The sequence below is a fragment of the Pseudomonas fluorescens HK44 genome, from assembly GCF_000217955.3.
Classification (GTDB): Bacteria; Pseudomonadota; Gammaproteobacteria; order Pseudomonadales; family Pseudomonadaceae; genus Aquipseudomonas; species Aquipseudomonas fluorescens_AQ.
On the sequence record NZ_AFOY02000007.1, the window covers coordinates 55,888 to 72,892 of the forward strand.

The window sequence follows — 17,005 nt, forward strand, 5'->3', positions numbered from 1 at the left end:
AACCCCGGCGATCCCCGCAAGTTAACGCAAACCTTTGATTTTGCTTATGGTCTGCCGCATTGTGCGGCTGGCGTCACGGGTATAAACTTTGCAAACTTTACACAGAGGCCACTAACGGTTCGTTTGGAACTGTTCAGTCAGCATGAAACCGATTCAGCTGCCCCTAGGTGTGCGTCTGCGTGATGACGCTACCTTTATCAACTACTACCCTGGCGCCAATGCCGCTGCACTCGGCTATGTCGAGCGGCTGTGCGAAGCCGACGCCGGCTGGACCGAAAGCCTGATCTATCTCTGGGGCAAGGACGGTGTAGGGCGTACGCACTTGCTGCAAGCCGCGTGCTTGCGCTTCGAGCAGTTGGGGGAGCCGGCGGTGTACCTGCCGTTGGCCGAGTTGCTGGATCGCGGTATCGAAATCCTCGACAACCTTGAACAGTACGAACTGGTCTGCCTGGATGACTTGCAGGCAGTCGCAGGGCGGGCTGATTGGGAAGAGGCGTTGTTCCATCTGTTCAATCGCCTGCGTGACAGTGGTCGGCGCCTGCTGATCGCCGCTTCGACCTCGCCACGCGAGTTGCCGGTAAAGCTGGCTGACCTCAAATCCCGCTTGACCCTGGCGCTGATTTTCCAGATGCGGCCGCTGTCCGATGAAGACAAGTTGCGTGCGCTGCAATTGCGCGCATCACGTCGCGGTTTGCACCTGACCGACGAAGTCGGGCATTTTATCTTGACGCGCGGTACTCGCAGCATGAGCGCGTTGTTCGAGCTCCTTGAGCGCCTCGATCAGGCCTCCTTGCAGGCTCAGCGCAAGCTGACGATCCCCTTCCTCAAAGAAACCCTGGGCTGGTAAAGCCGCGGCCTGTAGCGCGTTTCGGCATATTTCAGGCGCCAGAAAACCCGCTTCCGGAAAGCTATTCGCGGCGCGTGCAGATTTAAAATGGGCTTAAGCGCTTAGATGTTAACGAGAAACCGATAAGTCACATTTGGATCGATTGAATTTGCAAATGAGGACGATAGAAGGCATAGTCTCGCCTTCTTTACCACTTCAGCCACGGTCGTGCCCATGCTAAATCGCTTCGCACCCCTCGTGCCTCTCGCACTTGTCACCCTGCTTTTTGGTTGCGCGGTTCATTCCCCGGTCTCGCAACAACAAGACGATCAGCAGATTAAAAATTCAGCGACTGCCCAGTCTTCCGTTATTTATCAGGAAGAGCTGGCTACCGAAAAAGAACTGGCCGACTTTGCCAGTAGCAAGCCTTACCAGCTTCCGGTTTTGGCCGACAGCATTCTCGAGCGTGGCCTGTCCCTGGTCGGTACCCGTTACCGCATGGGCGGCACCTCTGAAGCCGGTTTCGATTGCAGCGGTTTCATCGGTTACCTGTTTCGTGAAGAGGCTGGCATGAACCTGCCGCGCTCCACTCGCGAAATGATCAACGTGAATGCCCCGTTGGTCTCGCGCAACAACCTGAAGCCTGGCGACTTGCTGTTCTTCGCTACCAATGGTCGTCGCGGTCGCGTCAGTCACGCCGGGATCTACCTGGGTGATGACCAGTTCATCCATTCCAGCAGCCGCCGCAGCGGTGGTGTCCGGGTCGATAACCTGGGCGACAGCTACTGGAGCAAGACCTTCATTGAGGCCAAGCGAGCACTCGCCATGGCACCAACGACAGTCACGGCCCGCAAGTAAGCGGACATTTTGTAAGGCTAACTTAAAGTCTTACTTGAAGTTTGGCGCGTAGCCGCTAGAATTCTGATCTATTGTTGACTAACTAACCGCGTAAGCCCTGCTTACGCGGTTTTGTTTTCAGTCTCTCGGCAGAGAAAGCCGCAGCCAGATCAGGATGTTCTGTATATGACGATGCCGGCCCGCCTTGTACTTATCTTCTTCGCAGCGCTGCTCAGCGCCTGCGCCAGCCGTACTCCGCCGCCTGTCAAAGTCGTTCGCGCCCCGGTTTTTGCTCCCGCTCAATCGTTCTCGCCTGCCGCTGAAGACGTGCTGATTCGCGCGCTGGGACTGGTCGGTACGCCTTATCGTTGGGGTGGCAATACGCCGGATTCAGGTTTCGATTGCAGCGGCCTGATCGGCTACGTCTACCGCGATGCGGCGGGTATTTCCCTGCCGCGTTCAACTCGCGAGATGATCGGCATGCAAGCGCCGAACATTGGCCAAGAGGCTCTGCAAACCGGTGACCTGATCTTCTTCGCCACCAATGGCGGCTCGCAGGTCAGTCACGCCGGAATCTATGTCGGTGAGGGTCGCTTCGTGCATGCACCCGCCACGGGTGGTACGGTGAAGCTCGACAGCTTGTCCAAGGCCTATTGGCAGAGAGCCTACCTGAGCGCCAAGCGTGTCATTGAGCCTGAACATCTGGCGCACAATTTCTAGTTCGCAGAGGTTGTCATGACCGCTCGCACACTCAATCTCGACGATTCCCTTTATAACTACCTGCTCGACGTTTCCTTGCGCGAAACGCCGCTGCAGCGCCGCTTGCGTGACGAAACCCAGGCGCTGCCCATGGCGCGCTGGCAGGTGGCGCCCGAGCAGGGGCAGTTCCTCGCCTTGCTGGTCAAGCTGACGGGCGCCAGGCGCTTGCTTGAAGTCGGCACCTTCACCGGTTATAGCGCCTTGTGCATGGCGGCCGCCTTGCCGGATGACGGCACGTTGATCTGCTGTGACATTCCCGGAGACTACAATGCAACGGCGCGCCGTTACTGGCAGGAGGCCGGCCTCGCCGGGCGCATCGATTTGCGTTTGGCTCCCGCGTTGCAAACCCTGGCTCAACTTGAGCAGCAAGGGCAGGGTGGTTGTTTCGATCTGATCTTCATCGATGCCGACAAGGCCAACTATCCGGCTTATCTGGAAAGTGCTTTGCGGCTGCTGCGAAGCGGTGGGCTGGCGGTATTCGACAACACGCTGTGGAGTGGGCGAGTGCTGGAAGAAAATCCCGCGAGCGAAGACACCCGAGCCATTCAGGCACTCAATCGTGCCTTGAAGGATGACTCGCGTGTCGATCTGTCGTTGTTGCCGCTGGGCGATGGTTTGACCTTGTGCCGCAAGCGCTAGCCCCGGATCGGTGTAAGGCTCAACCTGTCAGCTGCGCGCCTCTTTGAGCAGCAGTGCGATGCCCGGATGGTAGTTGCCGGCTTCGTTGTGCAATTTGCGGTAGGCGTAGGGGAAGTACCAGGCCACGGCGCAGGTGTGTTCCTTTTGCAGGTCGTCGACCATGTCCTGGAGCTCTTCCGGCGTAGGGCTGTGCTGGGCCTTTTGGGGGGCAACGAACAGGCAGCCGAGTTTCAGGTCGCTGGCGTAGCTGATTTTTTTCGCATCGCTCACCGTATCCAGCAAGGCCTGGGTGAGGTTCAGGTTATTGACCCGCGGCCAGCGTTGGCTGGCCTGAAGATAGGCGTGTTCTTCTCCACTTGCGATAAACAGATCGGCGCGGCCATTACGCTCGCCTTCCTCGATCTGCTTTTTCGTCGGAGTCTGTTCCAGGGTGACCATTTCAGCCATCCACGCCGCCGCCGAAAGCAGGCTCAGGTTGGCGCGTTCGTCAAACCAGTAAGGGCTTTCGTTATCGCCGCGTAGCGCGTTGTAACGGTCGATGCACTCGAACCAGCGTTCCAGCACCGGGCGCAGGAATTCCAGCTTCGGATTACTGATGATCATGCCTTGCATGTGCTCCCCCTTTTGTTCTTGTGGTGTCAGATTGTGGCTCTTTGATATCATTGCTTTCAGTGTGGCACAAGATTGGCGCCAGTTTCTTGAACGAGGTCGGTTTCTATCCGTCGATGAGTCCCGGCTTTAATTGACGCTCCACCCCCAACCCTCTAACCTTCGCGACTTGTTTCAGGTGCTCTGTGACCCAGTGGTCGACCGAGTGAAACAGGGAAGCCGGTGAGGGCGCGTTCTTTGACAGAGCGGGCGACGATCCCGGCGCTGCCCCCGCAACGGTAAATGAGTAAAAACTGCGCTTTGAGCCACTGTGTCGAAATGACATGGGAAGGCGCGCAGTCAGGCGCAAGCCGCTCATGAGTCCGGAGACCGGCCTGATCCATCCAGCGGCATCACGGTGGGCGATGCCAGGCTTCTTGCCGTCTATTTCTATGCCTGCCCGCCGTTATCCAGCCTCAACGGAGAGCTCCCCCATGACTGATTCCCCTGATCGTGACGAACGCCATCTGGCGCGCATGCTGCGCAAGAAAGCCGTGATCGATGAGCGCATTGCCAACTCGCCGAATGAATGCGGCTTGCTGCTGGTCCTGTCCGGCAACGGCAAGGGCAAAAGCAGTTCTGCGTTCGGCATGCTTGCCCGGGCGATGGGCCACGGCATGCAGTGCGGCGTGGTGCAGTTCATCAAAGGGCGCAACAGCACTGGCGAGGAGCTGTTTTTCCGCCGCTTCCCGGAACAAGTGCGCTTCCACGTGATGGGCGAAGGTTTTACCTGGGAAACCCAGGATCGCCAGCGCGATATCGCCGCCGCCGAAGCTGCCTGGGAAGTCTCCCGCGAATTGCTGCGTGACCCGAGCATTGGTCTGGTGGTGCTCGATGAACTGAATATCGCCCTCAAGCACGGTTATCTGGACCTCGATCAGGTGCTCAGCGACTTGCAGGCGCGTCCACCGATGCAACACGTGGTGGTCACCGGTCGTGGTGCCAAGCCGGAAATGATCGAACTGGCCGACACCGTCACCGAAATGGGCATGATCAAGCACGCTTTCCAGGCCGGGATCAAAGCACAGAAAGGCGTTGAGCTGTGAGTGAGCCGCGCTTTTGCCCGGCGGTACTGATTGCCGCGCCGGCTTCCGGTCAGGGCAAGACCACCGTCACTGCCGCGCTGGCCCGTTTGCATCGCAATCAGGGGCGCAAGGTTCGGGTGTTCAAATGCGGCCCGGACTTTCTCGATCCGATGATTCTTGAGCGCGCCAGCGGTGCGCCGGTCTATCAATTGGACATGTGGATGGTCGGCGAGCAGGAAAGTCGCCGGCTGTTGTGGGAAGCCGCCGCTGAGGCTGACCTGATTTTGATCGAAGGCGTGATGGGGTTGTTCGATGGCACGCCATCCAGCGCCGATCTGGCGCGGCATTTCGGTGTACCCGTACTGGGCGTGATCGATGGCACCGCCATGGCTCAGACATTCGGCGCGCTGGCATTGGGGCTGGCACGTTATCAGCCGGACCTGCCGTTTGCCGGTGTATTGGCCAATCGCGTCGGCACCTTGCGTCACGCGCAACTGCTTGAAGGCAGTCTCACTGAAGGTCTGCGCTGGTATGGCGCCTTGTCTCGGGAAACCGGGATCGAGCTGCCGAGCCGTCACCTGGGTCTGGTCCAGGCCAGTGAATTGAATGATCTCGATCTGCGCCTCGACGCCGCCGCCGAAGCGTTGGCCAGCAGTTGCGAAGTGGCATTGCCGCCTGCCGTCGAGTTCGCTGCACCTGACGTGATTGCCGCCGAGCCATTGTTGGCCGGGGTGCGAATCGCCGTGGCTCGCGATGAAGCGTTTGCCTTCACGTATGGCGCGAGCCTCGACTTGTTGCGGGCGATGGGCGCGGAGTTGCGATTCTTCTCGCCGATCCATGACCGTGAACTGCCTGAAGCGGACAGCCTGTATCTGCCCGGCGGTTATCCGGAGTTGCACCACGTGGCGTTGGCTGAAAACAGCACTATGCTCGATGCCATTCGCGCACATCACGCCGCAGGCAAACCGTTGTTGGCTGAATGCGGCGGCATGCTGTATTTGCTCGATTCACTGACCGATGTCGGTGGCACGCGTGCCGAGTTGGTAGGGCTGCTGGCCGGTGATGCGGTGATGCAAAAGCGTCTGGCCGCGTTGGCCCTGCAAGCCGTTGAATTGCCCGAGGGCGCCTTGCGTGGCCACACCTACCATCATTCGTTGACCAGCACCGAGCTTGAGCCGATTGCTCGCGGCCTGAGTCCTAACGGCGGGCGCGGTGCCGAGGCGGTTTACCGTGACGGGCGGATGACGGCGTCTTATGTGCACTTTTATTTCCCGTCCAATCCTTCGGCGATCGCCGCGCTGTTTGCGCCAGACCTGAACCTTGTGGGAGCGGGCTTGCCCGCGAAGAGGCCATGACCGACAACGCATTTTCCGGGGCCGAGCGCGAAGCGGTTTATCGCGCGATTGCCGAGCGTCGCGACATGCGTCACTTCAGTGGCGGCAGCGTCGAGCCCGAACTGCTTCGGCGTTTGCTCGAAGCGGCGCATCGGGCGCCAAGTGTCGGTTTGATGCAGCCCTGGCGGTTCATCCGCATCAGCGACAGAGCGTTACGCGGCAAGATCCAGCAACTGGTGGAAGAGGAGCGGGTACGCACCGCCGAGGCGCTGGGCGAACGCTCCGACGAATTCATGAAGTTGAAAGTCGAAGGCATCAACGACTGCGCCGAAGTGCTGGTTGCCGCGCTGATGGATGATCGCGAGCGGCATATCTTTGGCCGTCGGACCTTGCCGGAAATGGACATGGCGTCGTTGTCCTGCGCTATCCAGAATCTTTGGCTGGCGTCCCGTGCCGAAGGTCTGGGCATGGGCTGGGTCTCGTTGTTCGAACCACAGGCATTGGCGGACCTGCTTGGCCTGCCGCCGGGAGCCAAACCCCTGGCGGTGTTGTGCCTGGGGCCGGTCAAGGAGTTTTACCCGGCGCCGATGCTGGTCCTTGAAGGCTGGGCGCAGGCGCGTCCGCTGAGTGAACTGTTGTACGAGAATTTTTGGGGAGTGAGTCAATGAGTGTGGCGTTGCTGAGTGTCGCCGGGGTAGCGCTGGATGCGTTACTGGGCGAACCCAAGCGCTGGCATCCGCTGGTGGCGTTCGGCCGTTTTGCCGATCGTATCGAGCAACGTTTCAACTCCGCCGGCCGTGGCTGGCGCAGTCACGGCGTCACGGCCTGGGTGATTGCGGTGCTGCCGCTGACCCTGTTGATCACTGCCTTGTCCTGGCTGCCTTACATCGGCTGGGTCGTCGAGATTCTCGCGTTGTATTGCGCCCTCGGTCTGCGCAGCCTCGGTGAGCATGTCGAGCCGGTGGCTCAGGCCCTGCGCAGCGACGACCTGGATGAAGCACGCAAACGTGTCGGCTATCTGGTCAGCCGTCAGACCAGTGAGCTGGATTCGACTGAAGTGGCCCGTGCTGCCACCGAATCGGTTCTGGAAAACGGCAGCGACGCGGTATTCGCCGCGCTGTTCTGGTTTGCCGTCGCGGGTGCGCCGGGCGTGGTGCTCTATCGGCTGAGCAATACCCTGGACGCCATGTGGGGTTATCGCAACGAGCGTTTTGAACGCTTTGGCTGGGCGGCGGCGAAAATCGACGATGTGCTCAACTATGTTCCGGCGCGCTTGGTGGCTTTGACCTACTCGCTGCTGGGCAAAACCCGCTTGGCACTCAAATGCTGGCGCACGCAGGGGCCGACCTGGGACAGCCCGAACGCCGGGCCGGTGATGGCCGCTGGCGCGGGCGCTTTGGGCGTCGAGTTGGGCGGGGCGGCGATCTATCACGGTGAACTGCATCAGCGTCCACAACTGGGCGAAGGTGTGCCGGCAGACGCCAACTCCATCGATCGCGGCTGGCAACTGGTTCAGCGCGGGGTATGGCTTTGGTTGCTGATTCTCTGTGTGGGAGCCGAGTTTTATGCTTGAGCACGGTGGCCGCTTGCGCAAGGCGGCGTTGCTGTACGGCATCGTCGAATCCGATTGGCTCGACTTGTCCAGCGGTCTGGCACCTTGGCCGTGGGTGATCCCGGACATCCCGTTGCGGGCCTGGGCGCGCTTGCCGGAAACCGATGACGGCCTGGAGCAGGCTGCACGCGAATACTACGGCGCCTCGCAGGTGCTGCCAGTCGCCGGCTCGCAGGCAGCTATCCAGTTGCTGCCACGCCTGCGTCGCACCGGTAAAGTCGGCGTGCTCTCGCCGTGTTATGCCGAGCACGCCGAGGCCTGGCGTCGCAACGGCTACATCGTGCGTGAAGTGCTGGAGCAGGAAGTCGACTTTTTCCTCGATAGCCTCGACGTGCTGGTGGTGGTTAACCCGAACAATCCCACCGGCCTGAGCCTGCCCCCCGAACGCCTGCTCGACTGGCATGCACGGCTGGCACAGCGCGGTGGCTGGCTGGTGGTCGACGAAGCGTTCATGGACAGCACCCCGCAGTTGAGCCTGTCGTCTTATGCCGATCAGGTCGGCTTGATCGTCTTGCGTTCGTTCGGCAAGTTTTTCGGTCTGGCCGGGGTGCGATTGGGCTTCGTACTGGCTGAGCGCAAATTGCTCAAACTGCTCGCCGAGCAGGTCGGTCCCTGGGCGGTCAGCGGGCCGACCCGGGTATTGGGTCAGGTCTGTTTGCGTGACACCCAAGGTCACGCTCGCCAGCGCCTGCGCACTGAAGAAGCGAGCCAGCGTCTGGTAGAGGTCCTCGAGCGTCACGGCTTCAAGCCGCACGGTGGTTGCGCGTTGTTTCAATGGTTGATTACCGAGCGCGCAGAACATTTGTACGAATTCATGGCCCGGCGCGGCATCTTGCTGCGTCTGTTCACGCACAACAGCAGCCTGAGGTTCGGCTTGCCGGCCGATGAAGCGGATTGGCTGCGTCTGGAGCACGCTTTCGAAGCCTACGCCAAGGAAACCTCATGACCACGTTGATGGTGCAAGGCACCACCTCGGACGCCGGCAAAAGTACCCTGGTAACTGCGTTGTGCCGCTGGCTGACGCGCCAGGGCGTTCGCGTGGTGCCGTTCAAGCCGCAGAACATGGCACTCAACAGTGCGGTAACCGCCGACGGCGGTGAAATCGGCCGCGCTCAAGCCGTGCAGGCCCAGGCGGCCAACCTTGAGCCACACACCGACATGAACCCGGTGCTGCTCAAGCCGAATAGCGATACCGGTGCGCAAGTGATCATTCACGGACGTGCTGTGACCACCATGAACGCAGTCGCCTATCACGACTACAAAGCCATCGCCATGCAAGCGGTGCTCGCCTCTCACGAACGCTTGAGTGCAGCCTATCCGGTGGTGATGGTCGAAGGCGCGGGTTCACCCGCCGAGATCAATTTGCGGGCCGGCGACATTGCCAACATGGGCTTCGCCGAAGCGGTGGATTGTCCGGTGGTGCTGATCGCCGACATCAACCGCGGTGGAGTATTTGCGCACTTGGTGGGCACGCTGGAGTTGCTGTCAGCCACTGAGCAGGCGCGGGTCAAAGGCTTCATCATCAACCGTTTTCGCGGCGATATCGCTTTGCTGCAGCCGGGCCTCGACTGGCTGGAAGAGCGCACCGGCAAACCGGTGATCGGCGTGCTGCCGTATGTCATGGATCTGCATCTGGAAGCCGAAGACGGCATCGATCAGCGCCAGACCGATAAAGCTGATCAGGTGCTCAACGTGGTGGTGCCGGTGTTGCCGCGTATCAGCAACCACACCGACTTCGATCCGCTGCGTCTGCATCCGCAGGTCGATCTGCAATTCATCGGGCCGGGTCAGCCGATTCCGCCTGCCGATCTGATCATCCTGCCGGGCTCGAAGAGCGTGCGCAGCGACTTGCACTACTTGCGCGCCAACGGCTGGGGCGCGGCCATTACCCGCCATTTGCGTTATGGCGGCAAGCTGCTCGGCATTTGTGGTGGCCTGCAAATGCTCGGCGAGCACGTGCATGACCCGCTTGGGCTGGAAGGCGCGGCGGGCTCCAGCGCCGGTCTTGGTTTGCTGGCGTTCGAAACCGTGCTCGAAGAAGAGAAACAGCTGCGCAATGTGCGCGGACGTCTGACGTTGGAAAACGCAGAAGTCAGCGGTTATGAAATTCACGCTGGGGTCACCACCGGCATCGCTTTGGAGCAGGCGACCGTGTTGCTGGACGACGGTTGCAGCGACGGTGCCCGAAGTGCTGACGGACAGGTGCTCGGCACGTATTTGCACGGCCTGTTCGAATCCCCGGCGGCGTGCAGCGCGCTGTTACGCTGGGCCGGATTGCAGGATGTGCAGGAAGTCGATTACCACGCCTTGCGCGAGCGCGATATCGAGCGCCTCGCGGATCTGGTGGAGGAGCATCTGGATACTGGTCTGCTGCGTGAGCTCTGTGGGTTTTGAGGCGGCTGTGCTGGCCCCATCGCGAGCAGGCTCGCTCCCACATCGGAACGCGGTCAACTGTGGGAGCGAGCCTGCTCGCGATGACGTCGGTTGTCACACCGCCATTTAGAGGTTTATGACCATGTTGCAACTGATCCTCGGCGGCGCCCGTTCCGGTAAAAGCCGTCTGGCTGAAAAGCTCGCCAGCGAAAGCGCTCTGGCGGTGACGTACATCGCCACCAGCCAGCCGCTGGACGGCGAAATGAGTGCCCGGGTCGCGCATCATCGCGAGCGCCGACCGCCTGAATGGGCCTTGATCGAAGAACCGCTGGAGCTGGCCCGGGTGCTGCGCGAAACCGCGAGTGCGGAGCGTTGCCTGCTGGTGGATTGCCTGACCTTGTGGCTGACCAATCTGCTGATGCTGGAAGATCCCGAGCGTCTGGCGCATGAGCGTGAAGCCCTGTTGGGGTGCCTGGCATCACTGCCGGGAGAAATTGTTTTTGTCAGCAACGAGACCGGTCTGGGTGTCGTGCCGCTGGGCGAATTGACTCGCCGCTATGTCGATGAAGCCGGTTGGTTGCATCAAGCCCTGGCTGAGCGCTGTCAACGTGTCGTGTTGACCGTCGCCGGCCTGCCCCTGACTTTGAAAGGTACTGCGTTATGACTCATTCCTGGTGGTTGAACCCGTGCAAACCGATCAATGCGCAAGCGCATGAACAAGCAACGGCCCGACAGCAGCAACTGACCAAACCAGCGGGCTCCCTCGGGCAGCTGGAATCGGTAGCGGTGCAACTGGCAGGGTTGCAGGGGCGGGTCAAACCGAGCCTGAGTCAGCTGTGGATTGCGATTTTTGCCGGTGATCACGGCGTGGTCGCCGAAGGTGTTTCGGCGTTCCCGCAGGAAGTCACCGGGCAGATGCTGCACAACTTCGTCAGCGGTGGCGCGGCGATCAGCGTGTTGGCGCGGCAGCTTGAGGCGCGGCTGGAAGTGGTCGACCTCGGCACCGTCACGCCTTCGTTGAATTTGCTGGGCGTGCGCCATCTGCACATCGGTCCAGGCACTGCGAACTTCGTTCACGGCCCGGCGATGACGCAAATCCAGGGCGAGCAAGCCTTGCAGGCCGGCCGCGACAGCGTGTTGCGGGCGATTGCTGAAGGCTCCGAGCTGTTTATCGGTGGCGAGATGGGCATTGGCAATACCACCGCTGCCAGCGCTGTGGCCTGTGCATTGCTTGATTGCCCGGTGGCGCATCTGGCCGGGCCGGGCACCGGTCTGGACGCGACAGGTGTCAGCCATAAAGCCCAGGTGATTGAGCGCGCTCTGACGTTGCATGCCGCTCAGCGTGGCGACGTGTTGCAGACGTTGTTCAACCTCGGTGGTTTTGAAATCGCTGCGTTGGTCGGAGCCTATTTGGCCTGTGCGCAGGAAGGTTTGGCGGTGCTGGTCGACGGCTTTATTTGCAGCGTGGCGGCATTGGTCGCGGTGCGCCTGAATCCTGCGTGTCGCGAGTGGTTGCTGTTTGGTCATCGCGGGGCTGAACCAGGCCACCGGCATGTATTGGAAACGCTGAACGCTGAACCTTTGCTGGACCTCGGCCTGCGTCTGGGCGAGGGCAGCGGTGCCGCGCTGGCAGTGCCGTTGCTGCGTCTGGCCTGCGACCTGCACGGGCAAATGGCGACCTTCGCTGAAGCGGCTGTAGACGATCGTCCGGCATGACGTTTCGCCTGGACCTGCTGCGCCACGGTGAAACCGAACTCGGTGGCGGTTTGCGCGGCAGCCTGGATGACGCGCTGACAGCCAAAGGTTGGGAGCAGATGCGCGCGGCGGTGATTGATCAAGGTCCATGGAGTCGCCTGGTCAGCTCGCCGCTGCAACGCTGCGCACGCTTTGCCGAGGAACTGGCCGAGCGGTTGAGCTTGCCGGTGGTGCTGGACAAGGATCTGCAAGAGCTGCACTTCGGCGCCTGGGAAGGGCAGAGTGCGGCAGCGCTGATGGAAACCGACGCTCAAGCGTTAGGCAAGTTTTGGGCTGATCCCTACGGATTCACGCCACCGGAAGGTGAGCCGGTGACTGCGTTTTCCGCACGGGTGCTGGCGGCTGTCGAGCGCTTGCATCAGGCCTGTGCCGGTGAGCGGGTGTTGCTGATCAGTCACGGTGGAGTCATGCGTCTGTTGCTGGCCCGCGCACGCGGATTGCCGCGCGAGCAATTGCTCAATGTTGAAGTCGGTCATGGCGCGCTGTTTTCGTTGTGCGTCGAGGCTGATGCCGTGCTCAGGGAGGAGGAGTGAACATGCTGCCGTTCTGGATCGCCTTGCAGTTTCTCAGCAGCTTGCCGATTCGTCTGCCAGGCATGCCGGCGCCTCAGGAACTTGGGCGCTCGCTGCTGTTTTATCCGCTGGTGGGGCTGCTGTTTGGCGGGCTGTTGTGGGCGCTGAATGGGCTGTTGCTCGGTACACCGGCGTTGTTGCATGCGGCGTTGCTGTTGAGTGCCTGGGTCGTGCTCAGTGGTGGCTTGCACCTCGATGGTCTGGCTGACAGCGCCGACGCCTGGCTCGGCGGCTTTGGTGATCGCGAGCGCACCTTGAACATCATGAAGGACCCGCGCAGTGGGCCGATCGCAGTGGTGACACTGGTGTTGGTGTTGTTGCTCAAGTTCACGGCGTTATTGGCGTTGATTGATCAGCACTCCATGGCTGGTTTGATCCTCGCCCCATTGATTGGTCGCAGTGCCTTGCTGGGGCTGTTTCTGAATACACCTTACGTGCGCTCTGGTGGCCTGGGGCAGGCGCTGGCCGATCATCTGCCGCGCAAGGCCGGTCAGCAGGTGTTGTTGCTCAGTGCGCTGGCGTGCGTGCTGATCGGCGGCTGGAGCGGTGTGGTTGCGCTGGTGCTGGCGGCTCTGATGTTCTTCTGGTTGCGTCGGGTGATGCTGCGGCGTCTGGGCGGGACCACCGGCGATACGGCAGGGGCGTTGCTGGAGCTGCTGGAAACGGCAGTGCTGGTGGGTTTGGCGCTGCTCTGAGAGTGACCTTCAACGTGCGCGGCCTAACGGCCGTTTGATAATCAGACTTGCTTTAACTTTATCGCGGGTATATACACGCACCATGCTAGCCTCTCAATGTTTATGCACCAACCTGCGTCGCGCCGCTCGTGGCGTCAGCAGGCATTACGACGGCGCCCTTGACGGCTTCGGGATCAATGTTGCGCAGTATTCCTTGCTGTGCAATTTGCAGCGCCTCGATCAACCGAGCATTTCCACCCTGGCGGAAGCCATGGGCCTGGATCGCAGCACCTTGGGGCGTAATCTGCGGGTGCTTGAGGGGGAAGGGCTGGTGAGGCTGGTCGAAGGTGAAGATCAGCGCAATCGCATCGTGCAACTGACCGAAACCGGGCGTGAACGCCTGGCAGCAGCCTTACCGGCCTGGGAAGCGGCGCAACAGCGGCTGATTGATCGTCTGGGTGCAGAGAAGCGTGCAACCTTGCTGGCCTTGCTGGATGAGCTCGCCTGAGGCGGCGGGCCTTTCCAAACGTAAGCCCGAACTTAAGCGGGTATATACCCGCTACCGGAGAATAAGAATGACATCGATGTGGCGTACCAGTGGTTGGGTTTTACTTGGGAGCGCACTGATTCTTGCGCTGTCGCTTGGCGTGAGGCATGGCTTCGGGCTGTTTTTGCCGCCGATGAGCGCGCAGTTTGGTTGGGGGCGCGAAGTGTTCGCCTTTGCCATCGCCCTGCAGAACCTGATCTGGGGGCTCGCCCAGCCATTCACCGGGGCCTTGGCGGACCGCTTCGGCGCGGCGAAAGTGGTGCTGGTCGGTGGCGTGCTGTACGCCGTGGGCTTGGTGTTCATGGGCTTGTCCGATTCGGCCTGGTCGCTGTCGTTGAGTGCTGGCCTGTTGATTGGTATCGGCCTGTCCGGTACCTCGTTCTCGGTGATTCTTGGTGTAGTGGGTCGAGCCCTGCCGCCAGAGAAACGCAGCATGGGCATGGGTATCGCCAGTGCTGCCGGTTCCTTCGGCCAGTTCGCCATGCTGCCGGGCACGCTGGGGTTGATCGGCTGGCTCGGTTGGTCGACCGCGCTGCTGGTGCTGGGAATGCTGGTGGCACTGATTGTGCCGCTGGTCAGCATGCTCAAGGACAAACCGCTGCCCGTGCTCGGTCATGAGCAAACCCTGTCCGAGGCTCTGCGCGAGGCGTGTTCGCACTCGGGCTTCTGGCTGCTGGCGTTCGGTTTTTTTGTCTGTGGTTTTCAGGTGGTGTTTATCGGCGTGCATTTGCCGGCCTATCTGGTCGATCAGCATCTGCCTGCCAGCGTCGGCACCACAGTGCTGGCGTTGATTGGCCTGTTCAATATCTTTGGTACTTACACCGCAGGCTGGCTCGGCGGGCGCATGTCCAAGCCGCGCCTGTTGACAGGCCTCTACCTGCTGCGTGCGGTAGTGATCAGTCTGTTCATCTGGGCGCCAGTCACGCAGACCAGTGCTTATCTATTTGGAATGGCCATGGGGTTTCTCTGGTTGTCGACAGTGCCTTTGACCAACGGCACGGTAGCCACGCTGTTTGGTGTAAGAAACCTCTCAATGCTCGGTGGTATCGTTTTCCTCTTTCACCAGTTGGGCTCGTTCCTCGGCGGCTGGTTGGGTGGGGTGGTTTATGACCGAACAGGCAACTATGACCTGATCTGGCAGGTGGCGATTCTCCTCAGTCTGTTGGCGGCAGTTTTGAACTGGCCCGTACGCGAGCGCCCGGTGGCGCGGTTGCAGGCTCAGGTGAGTACGGCATGAACAGGATCGGAGCCTGGTTCGCCGCTGCCAGTGCTGGCGCGTTGTTGTTGGCGCTGGCCTGGTGGGGCTGGCATCAGGGAGGGCTGGCACTGATGCAGCTCGGTATGGGGGCTTGCTGAGTCAGGCCCACTAAAAAGCCCCGCCTCTGTGCAAGAGAGCGGGGCTTTTTCAATTCAGCAGGCGAACCGTTCAGGCTCGCTATGAATCAGAAGCGGTAGGTCGCGCCGACACCAAAACTATTGGCGCTGTTTTCGTACTTGGCGCTGTAACTGTCTACCTGGTTGGAGCGATTCACCGTGACAGCTTCTTCCTTGAGGTAGGAGTAGGCGACGTCGATGGTCAGGTCATCGGTGACGTTGTAGCCAGCGCCAAGGCTGAAGATCGTGCGGTCACCAACAGGAATGCGTGGGGAGCGGTCAGTATTGTTGGTAGGCGACTGGTCAAAGGTCAGGCCAGTGCGCAATACCCACTGCTTGTTCAACTGGTAGGACGTACCGATGGCGTAGGCCCAGGTATTGTGCCAGTTCTGCTCTTCCTTGATGGTGCCGAACAGGGCTGGGGACAATGCACCACCTTGTGCCGCAGTGACGCCTTCGTTGTCGACGGTGATGTCTTTCAGGCGGCTCCAGCGAGTCCAGGTGGAACCTGCATACAGAGTCCACGCATCCGTCAGCTGTTGTGTCACGGAGAAGTCGACCGATTCAGGTGTTTCGATTTTCAGCGAAGCATCGTATCGATTGCTTTGCAGGAAGGCGGAAGGAGCATTTGCACCTGCGGTGATATCGGTATGACCTTCGAGATTGTATTTCACTTTCGAGTGATAGGTCAGGCCGACGCGAGTTGTGTCAGTAGCTTGTACCAAGACCCCGAAGTTGTAGCCCAGAGCGGTATCGTCGCCTTTGATTTTGACGTGTGTGTCGCCAAAAAGAGGTACATCCGACTCGAGAGTGCCGCCAATACGGTTAATGGTCGGGCCGAAACCGATCGATACTTTGTCGTTAAAGGCGTAGCTGATGGTAGGTTGGAAGGTCACAACCTTGACTTCACTCTTGCTGCCGAAGCCGCCACCCTGGAAGCCACTTTCATAGTTGGTAATCAGACCAAAAGGCGCGTAGACACCGAGGCCGAATGCCCAGTGATCATCTATCGGCTTGACGTAATAGCCCATCGGAACGGCTGTGAGTGGCACCATGTCGCCTTTGTTGGTACCCGGGTGGGCGCCTTGGGCGTCTTTGATATCAGTCGAGGCATCGATAGCTGCCAGCCCGCCAGTGACTTCCTGACGCTTGATTCGCGACATGCCAGCAGGGTTGCCAAATACAGTACTTGCATCAATAGCAGATGAAGAGCGTCCCGCAAAACCAGTCCCCATCCCACTGATGCTCTGTTCGTTGAGGGCGAAGCCACTCGCAAAAATCTGGGTGGATGCCAAGGTAACGGCGAGGCTAAGGGTGGTTTTGAGCATTACTTTTTTCATTATTAGAACTCCTGGTGATCACCGGGGCGAAAATTACCAACATTTTCGTCTCGGCGCCATAGGCTGTATGGCTTGAGATAGAGCGCTTTTGTAGGACAATCAGACCAAATTCGCGCCTATATGCGCGATCTTGCAAATTTCCCGGTTAACAGGCGATCTGATTCAGCGGTGATACACAGGTTTGCCAGGCGCAGGTGAAGTCACGCAGACGACCTTGCGGCTGAAAGGTCTGGCGCCAGATTCGGGCCATGCCCAGCAGGTCATCGGCTTCGGGGAGCGGGGTATTCTGTTCTTCTATTAATAGCCAGGCGATGGCGGTGGCGTAGCGCAGGTTGACGGTCAGTTCGAGATGCGGACCGCTGAGGAATGCATGCTGGCTGGCGAGGCCGCGAACCAGGCTGGCGCGTTCCGGATCCAGCGCCAGGTAGTGATCCCAAAGCGCCTGGTGGCGCGGTTCGGCAATTCGGTACAGGCCATGCCCGCGGCGGTCATGCAGGGCGGAACCGAGAGCGGACTGACTGGCTGCAACACCCAGTAGCAGGGATTCGGCAATCGTGCTGTGGCGTCCGAGGTAAATCAGTGTCGGACGGATCACATAACGGCACAGTTCGCTGGCGGCGATACCCATAAAGCCCTCGAAACGTGAAGTGGGCGGCGATTCCTGAAAGGGTGGGGCTTGGCGGCGGTGGA

The 17,005-nt window shown here is 60.3% G+C and carries 20 protein-coding genes and 1 riboswitch; of the genes, 17 read left to right on the forward strand and 3 right to left on the reverse strand.

Translation table 11 applies throughout. The annotated features are described in order from the left end of the window. Window positions 1-142 precede the first annotated feature (142 nt). The 4 genes from hda to HK44_RS05870 all read left to right on the forward strand — a co-directional run bounded on the left by hda (window position 143) and on the right by HK44_RS05870 (window position 3,061). Window positions 143-847: a DnaA regulatory inactivator Hda gene (gene hda, locus HK44_RS05855; RefSeq protein WP_008033543.1), complete on the forward strand. Its 705-nt coding sequence runs from the start codon at window positions 143-145 to the stop codon at window positions 845-847. A gap of 213 nt (window positions 848-1,060) precedes the next feature. Beyond that, window positions 1,061-1,684 carry a C40 family peptidase gene (locus tag HK44_RS05860; RefSeq protein ID WP_019693100.1) on the forward strand — a complete coding sequence of 208 codons (624 nt, stop codon included), beginning with the start codon at window positions 1,061-1,063 and terminating at the stop codon, window positions 1,682-1,684. A gap of 165 nt (window positions 1,685-1,849) precedes the next feature. Further along, the gene (locus tag HK44_RS05865; protein WP_019693099.1) at window positions 1,850-2,383 is read left to right on the forward strand and encodes a C40 family peptidase; all 534 of its coding nucleotides are present in this window, start codon (window positions 1,850-1,852) and stop codon (window positions 2,381-2,383) included. A gap of 15 nt (window positions 2,384-2,398) precedes the next feature. Continuing rightward, entirely contained in the window at window positions 2,399-3,061 is a 663-nt protein-coding gene (locus HK44_RS05870; protein WP_019693098.1) for an O-methyltransferase, read from the forward strand. A gap of 27 nt (window positions 3,062-3,088) precedes the next feature. On the opposite strand, the gene HK44_RS05875 is transcribed toward HK44_RS05870, so the two are convergent. After that, window positions 3,089-3,673, reverse strand: coding sequence for a hypothetical protein (locus HK44_RS05875; RefSeq protein ID WP_019693097.1), 585 nt, complete (start codon window positions 3,671-3,673; stop codon window positions 3,089-3,091). Window positions 3,674-3,829: 156 nt separating this feature from the next. Next, a riboswitch (cobalamin riboswitch) is annotated at window positions 3,830-4,062 on the forward strand. Between the two features lie 81 nt (window positions 4,063-4,143). Here HK44_RS05875 and cobO point away from each other — a divergent pair. The 13 genes from cobO (at window position 4,144) to HK44_RS30130 (ending at window position 14,957) form a co-directional block, all read left to right on the forward strand. After that, window positions 4,144-4,755: a cob(I)yrinic acid a,c-diamide adenosyltransferase gene (gene cobO, locus HK44_RS05880; protein ID WP_019693096.1), complete on the forward strand. Its 612-nt coding sequence runs from the start codon at window positions 4,144-4,146 to the stop codon at window positions 4,753-4,755. Beyond that, window positions 4,752-6,089, forward strand: coding sequence for a cobyrinate a,c-diamide synthase (locus HK44_RS05885; RefSeq protein ID WP_019693095.1), 1,338 nt, complete (start codon window positions 4,752-4,754; stop codon window positions 6,087-6,089). The genes cobO and HK44_RS05885 overlap by 4 nt, the downstream gene beginning before the upstream one ends. Continuing rightward, a complete protein-coding gene (gene bluB / locus HK44_RS05890) occupies window positions 6,086-6,736 on the forward strand; it encodes a 5,6-dimethylbenzimidazole synthase (RefSeq protein WP_019693094.1) in 651 nt (216 codons plus the stop codon). The genes HK44_RS05885 and bluB overlap by 4 nt, the downstream gene beginning before the upstream one ends. Then, window positions 6,733-7,641, forward strand: a complete 909-nt coding sequence (gene cbiB / locus HK44_RS05895) for an adenosylcobinamide-phosphate synthase CbiB (RefSeq protein ID WP_019693093.1) — start codon at window positions 6,733-6,735, stop codon at window positions 7,639-7,641. The genes bluB and cbiB overlap by 4 nt, the downstream gene beginning before the upstream one ends. After that, the gene (cobD, locus tag HK44_RS05900; RefSeq protein ID WP_019693092.1) at window positions 7,634-8,626 is read left to right on the forward strand and encodes a threonine-phosphate decarboxylase CobD; all 993 of its coding nucleotides are present in this window, start codon (window positions 7,634-7,636) and stop codon (window positions 8,624-8,626) included. Before cbiB ends, cobD begins: the two co-directional genes overlap by 8 nt. After that, a complete protein-coding gene (locus tag HK44_RS05905) occupies window positions 8,623-10,074 on the forward strand; it encodes a cobyric acid synthase (protein WP_019693091.1) in 1,452 nt (483 codons plus the stop codon). The genes cobD and HK44_RS05905 overlap by 4 nt, the downstream gene beginning before the upstream one ends. A gap of 121 nt (window positions 10,075-10,195) precedes the next feature. Further along, complete coding sequence (gene cobU / locus HK44_RS05910; RefSeq protein ID WP_024264772.1) at window positions 10,196-10,717, forward strand: bifunctional adenosylcobinamide kinase/adenosylcobinamide-phosphate guanylyltransferase; 522 nt, start codon at window positions 10,196-10,198, stop codon at window positions 10,715-10,717. Beyond that, window positions 10,714-11,769 (forward strand): nicotinate-nucleotide--dimethylbenzimidazole phosphoribosyltransferase, encoded by a 1,056-nt coding sequence (cobT, locus tag HK44_RS05915; protein WP_019693089.1) that lies wholly within the window; start codon window positions 10,714-10,716, stop codon window positions 11,767-11,769. Before cobU ends, cobT begins: the two co-directional genes overlap by 4 nt. Then, complete coding sequence (gene cobC / locus HK44_RS05920; RefSeq protein ID WP_019693088.1) at window positions 11,766-12,341, forward strand: alpha-ribazole phosphatase family protein; 576 nt, start codon at window positions 11,766-11,768, stop codon at window positions 12,339-12,341. Before cobT ends, cobC begins: the two co-directional genes overlap by 4 nt. A gap of 2 nt (window positions 12,342-12,343) precedes the next feature. Then, entirely contained in the window at window positions 12,344-13,075 is a 732-nt protein-coding gene (locus HK44_RS05925; protein WP_019693087.1) for an adenosylcobinamide-GDP ribazoletransferase, read from the forward strand. An 82-nt stretch (window positions 13,076-13,157) separates the two neighbouring features. Then, the gene (locus HK44_RS05930; RefSeq protein ID WP_019693086.1) at window positions 13,158-13,562 is read left to right on the forward strand and encodes a MarR family winged helix-turn-helix transcriptional regulator; all 405 of its coding nucleotides are present in this window, start codon (window positions 13,158-13,160) and stop codon (window positions 13,560-13,562) included. 67 nt (window positions 13,563-13,629) lie between these two features. Next, on the forward strand, window positions 13,630-14,838 hold the full coding sequence (locus HK44_RS05935) for an MFS transporter (RefSeq protein ID WP_019693085.1): 1,209 nt from the start codon (window positions 13,630-13,632) through the stop codon (window positions 14,836-14,838). After that, on the forward strand, window positions 14,835-14,957 hold the full coding sequence (locus HK44_RS30130; RefSeq protein ID WP_019693084.1) for a hypothetical protein: 123 nt from the start codon (window positions 14,835-14,837) through the stop codon (window positions 14,955-14,957). Before HK44_RS05935 ends, HK44_RS30130 begins: the two co-directional genes overlap by 4 nt. Before the next feature lie 86 nt (window positions 14,958-15,043). On the opposite strand, the gene HK44_RS05940 is transcribed toward HK44_RS30130, so the two are convergent. Both HK44_RS05940 and HK44_RS05945 read right to left on the reverse strand, forming a co-directional pair. Then, on the reverse strand, window positions 15,044-16,315 hold the full coding sequence (locus HK44_RS05940) for an OmpP1/FadL family transporter (protein WP_019693083.1): 1,272 nt from the start codon (window positions 16,313-16,315) through the stop codon (window positions 15,044-15,046). Between the two features lie 145 nt (window positions 16,316-16,460). Beyond that, window positions 16,461-16,943, reverse strand: a complete 483-nt coding sequence (locus tag HK44_RS05945; RefSeq protein WP_019693082.1) for a hypothetical protein — start codon at window positions 16,941-16,943, stop codon at window positions 16,461-16,463. Between the last annotated feature and the right edge of the window lie 62 nt (window positions 16,944-17,005).

What these genes read in the sequence shown, in the direction of transcription:
- hda (WP_008033543.1), top strand. Translation starts at nt 143, where the DNA reads ATGAAACCGATTCAGCTGCCCCTAGGTGTGCGTCTGCGTGATGACGCT.
- HK44_RS05860 (WP_019693100.1), top strand. Translation starts at nt 1,061, where the DNA reads ATGCTAAATCGCTTCGCACCCCTCGTGCCTCTCGCACTTGTCACCCTG.
- HK44_RS05865 (WP_019693099.1), top strand. Translation starts at nt 1,850, where the DNA reads ATGACGATGCCGGCCCGCCTTGTACTTATCTTCTTCGCAGCGCTGCTC.
- HK44_RS05870 (WP_019693098.1), top strand. Translation starts at nt 2,399, where the DNA reads ATGACCGCTCGCACACTCAATCTCGACGATTCCCTTTATAACTACCTG.
- HK44_RS05875 (WP_019693097.1), bottom strand. Translation starts at nt 3,673, where the DNA reads ATGCAAGGCATGATCATCAGTAATCCGAAGCTGGAATTCCTGCGCCCG.
- cobO (WP_019693096.1), top strand. Translation starts at nt 4,144, where the DNA reads ATGACTGATTCCCCTGATCGTGACGAACGCCATCTGGCGCGCATGCTG.
- bluB (WP_019693094.1), top strand. Translation starts at nt 6,086, where the DNA reads ATGACCGACAACGCATTTTCCGGGGCCGAGCGCGAAGCGGTTTATCGC.
- cbiB (WP_019693093.1), top strand. Translation starts at nt 6,733, where the DNA reads ATGAGTGTGGCGTTGCTGAGTGTCGCCGGGGTAGCGCTGGATGCGTTA.
- cobD (WP_019693092.1), top strand. Translation starts at nt 7,634, where the DNA reads ATGCTTGAGCACGGTGGCCGCTTGCGCAAGGCGGCGTTGCTGTACGGC.
- HK44_RS05905 (WP_019693091.1), top strand. Translation starts at nt 8,623, where the DNA reads ATGACCACGTTGATGGTGCAAGGCACCACCTCGGACGCCGGCAAAAGT.
- cobU (WP_024264772.1), top strand. Translation starts at nt 10,196, where the DNA reads ATGTTGCAACTGATCCTCGGCGGCGCCCGTTCCGGTAAAAGCCGTCTG.
- cobT (WP_019693089.1), top strand. Translation starts at nt 10,714, where the DNA reads ATGACTCATTCCTGGTGGTTGAACCCGTGCAAACCGATCAATGCGCAA.
- cobC (WP_019693088.1), top strand. Translation starts at nt 11,766, where the DNA reads ATGACGTTTCGCCTGGACCTGCTGCGCCACGGTGAAACCGAACTCGGT.
- HK44_RS05925 (WP_019693087.1), top strand. Translation starts at nt 12,344, where the DNA reads ATGCTGCCGTTCTGGATCGCCTTGCAGTTTCTCAGCAGCTTGCCGATT.
- HK44_RS05930 (WP_019693086.1), top strand. Translation starts at nt 13,158, where the DNA reads ATGCTAGCCTCTCAATGTTTATGCACCAACCTGCGTCGCGCCGCTCGT.
- HK44_RS05935 (WP_019693085.1), top strand. Translation starts at nt 13,630, where the DNA reads ATGACATCGATGTGGCGTACCAGTGGTTGGGTTTTACTTGGGAGCGCA.
- HK44_RS30130 (WP_019693084.1), top strand. Translation starts at nt 14,835, where the DNA reads ATGAACAGGATCGGAGCCTGGTTCGCCGCTGCCAGTGCTGGCGCGTTG.
- HK44_RS05940 (WP_019693083.1), bottom strand. Translation starts at nt 16,315, where the DNA reads ATGAAAAAAGTAATGCTCAAAACCACCCTTAGCCTCGCCGTTACCTTG.
- HK44_RS05945 (WP_019693082.1), bottom strand. Translation starts at nt 16,943, where the DNA reads ATGGGTATCGCCGCCAGCGAACTGTGCCGTTATGTGATCCGTCCGACA.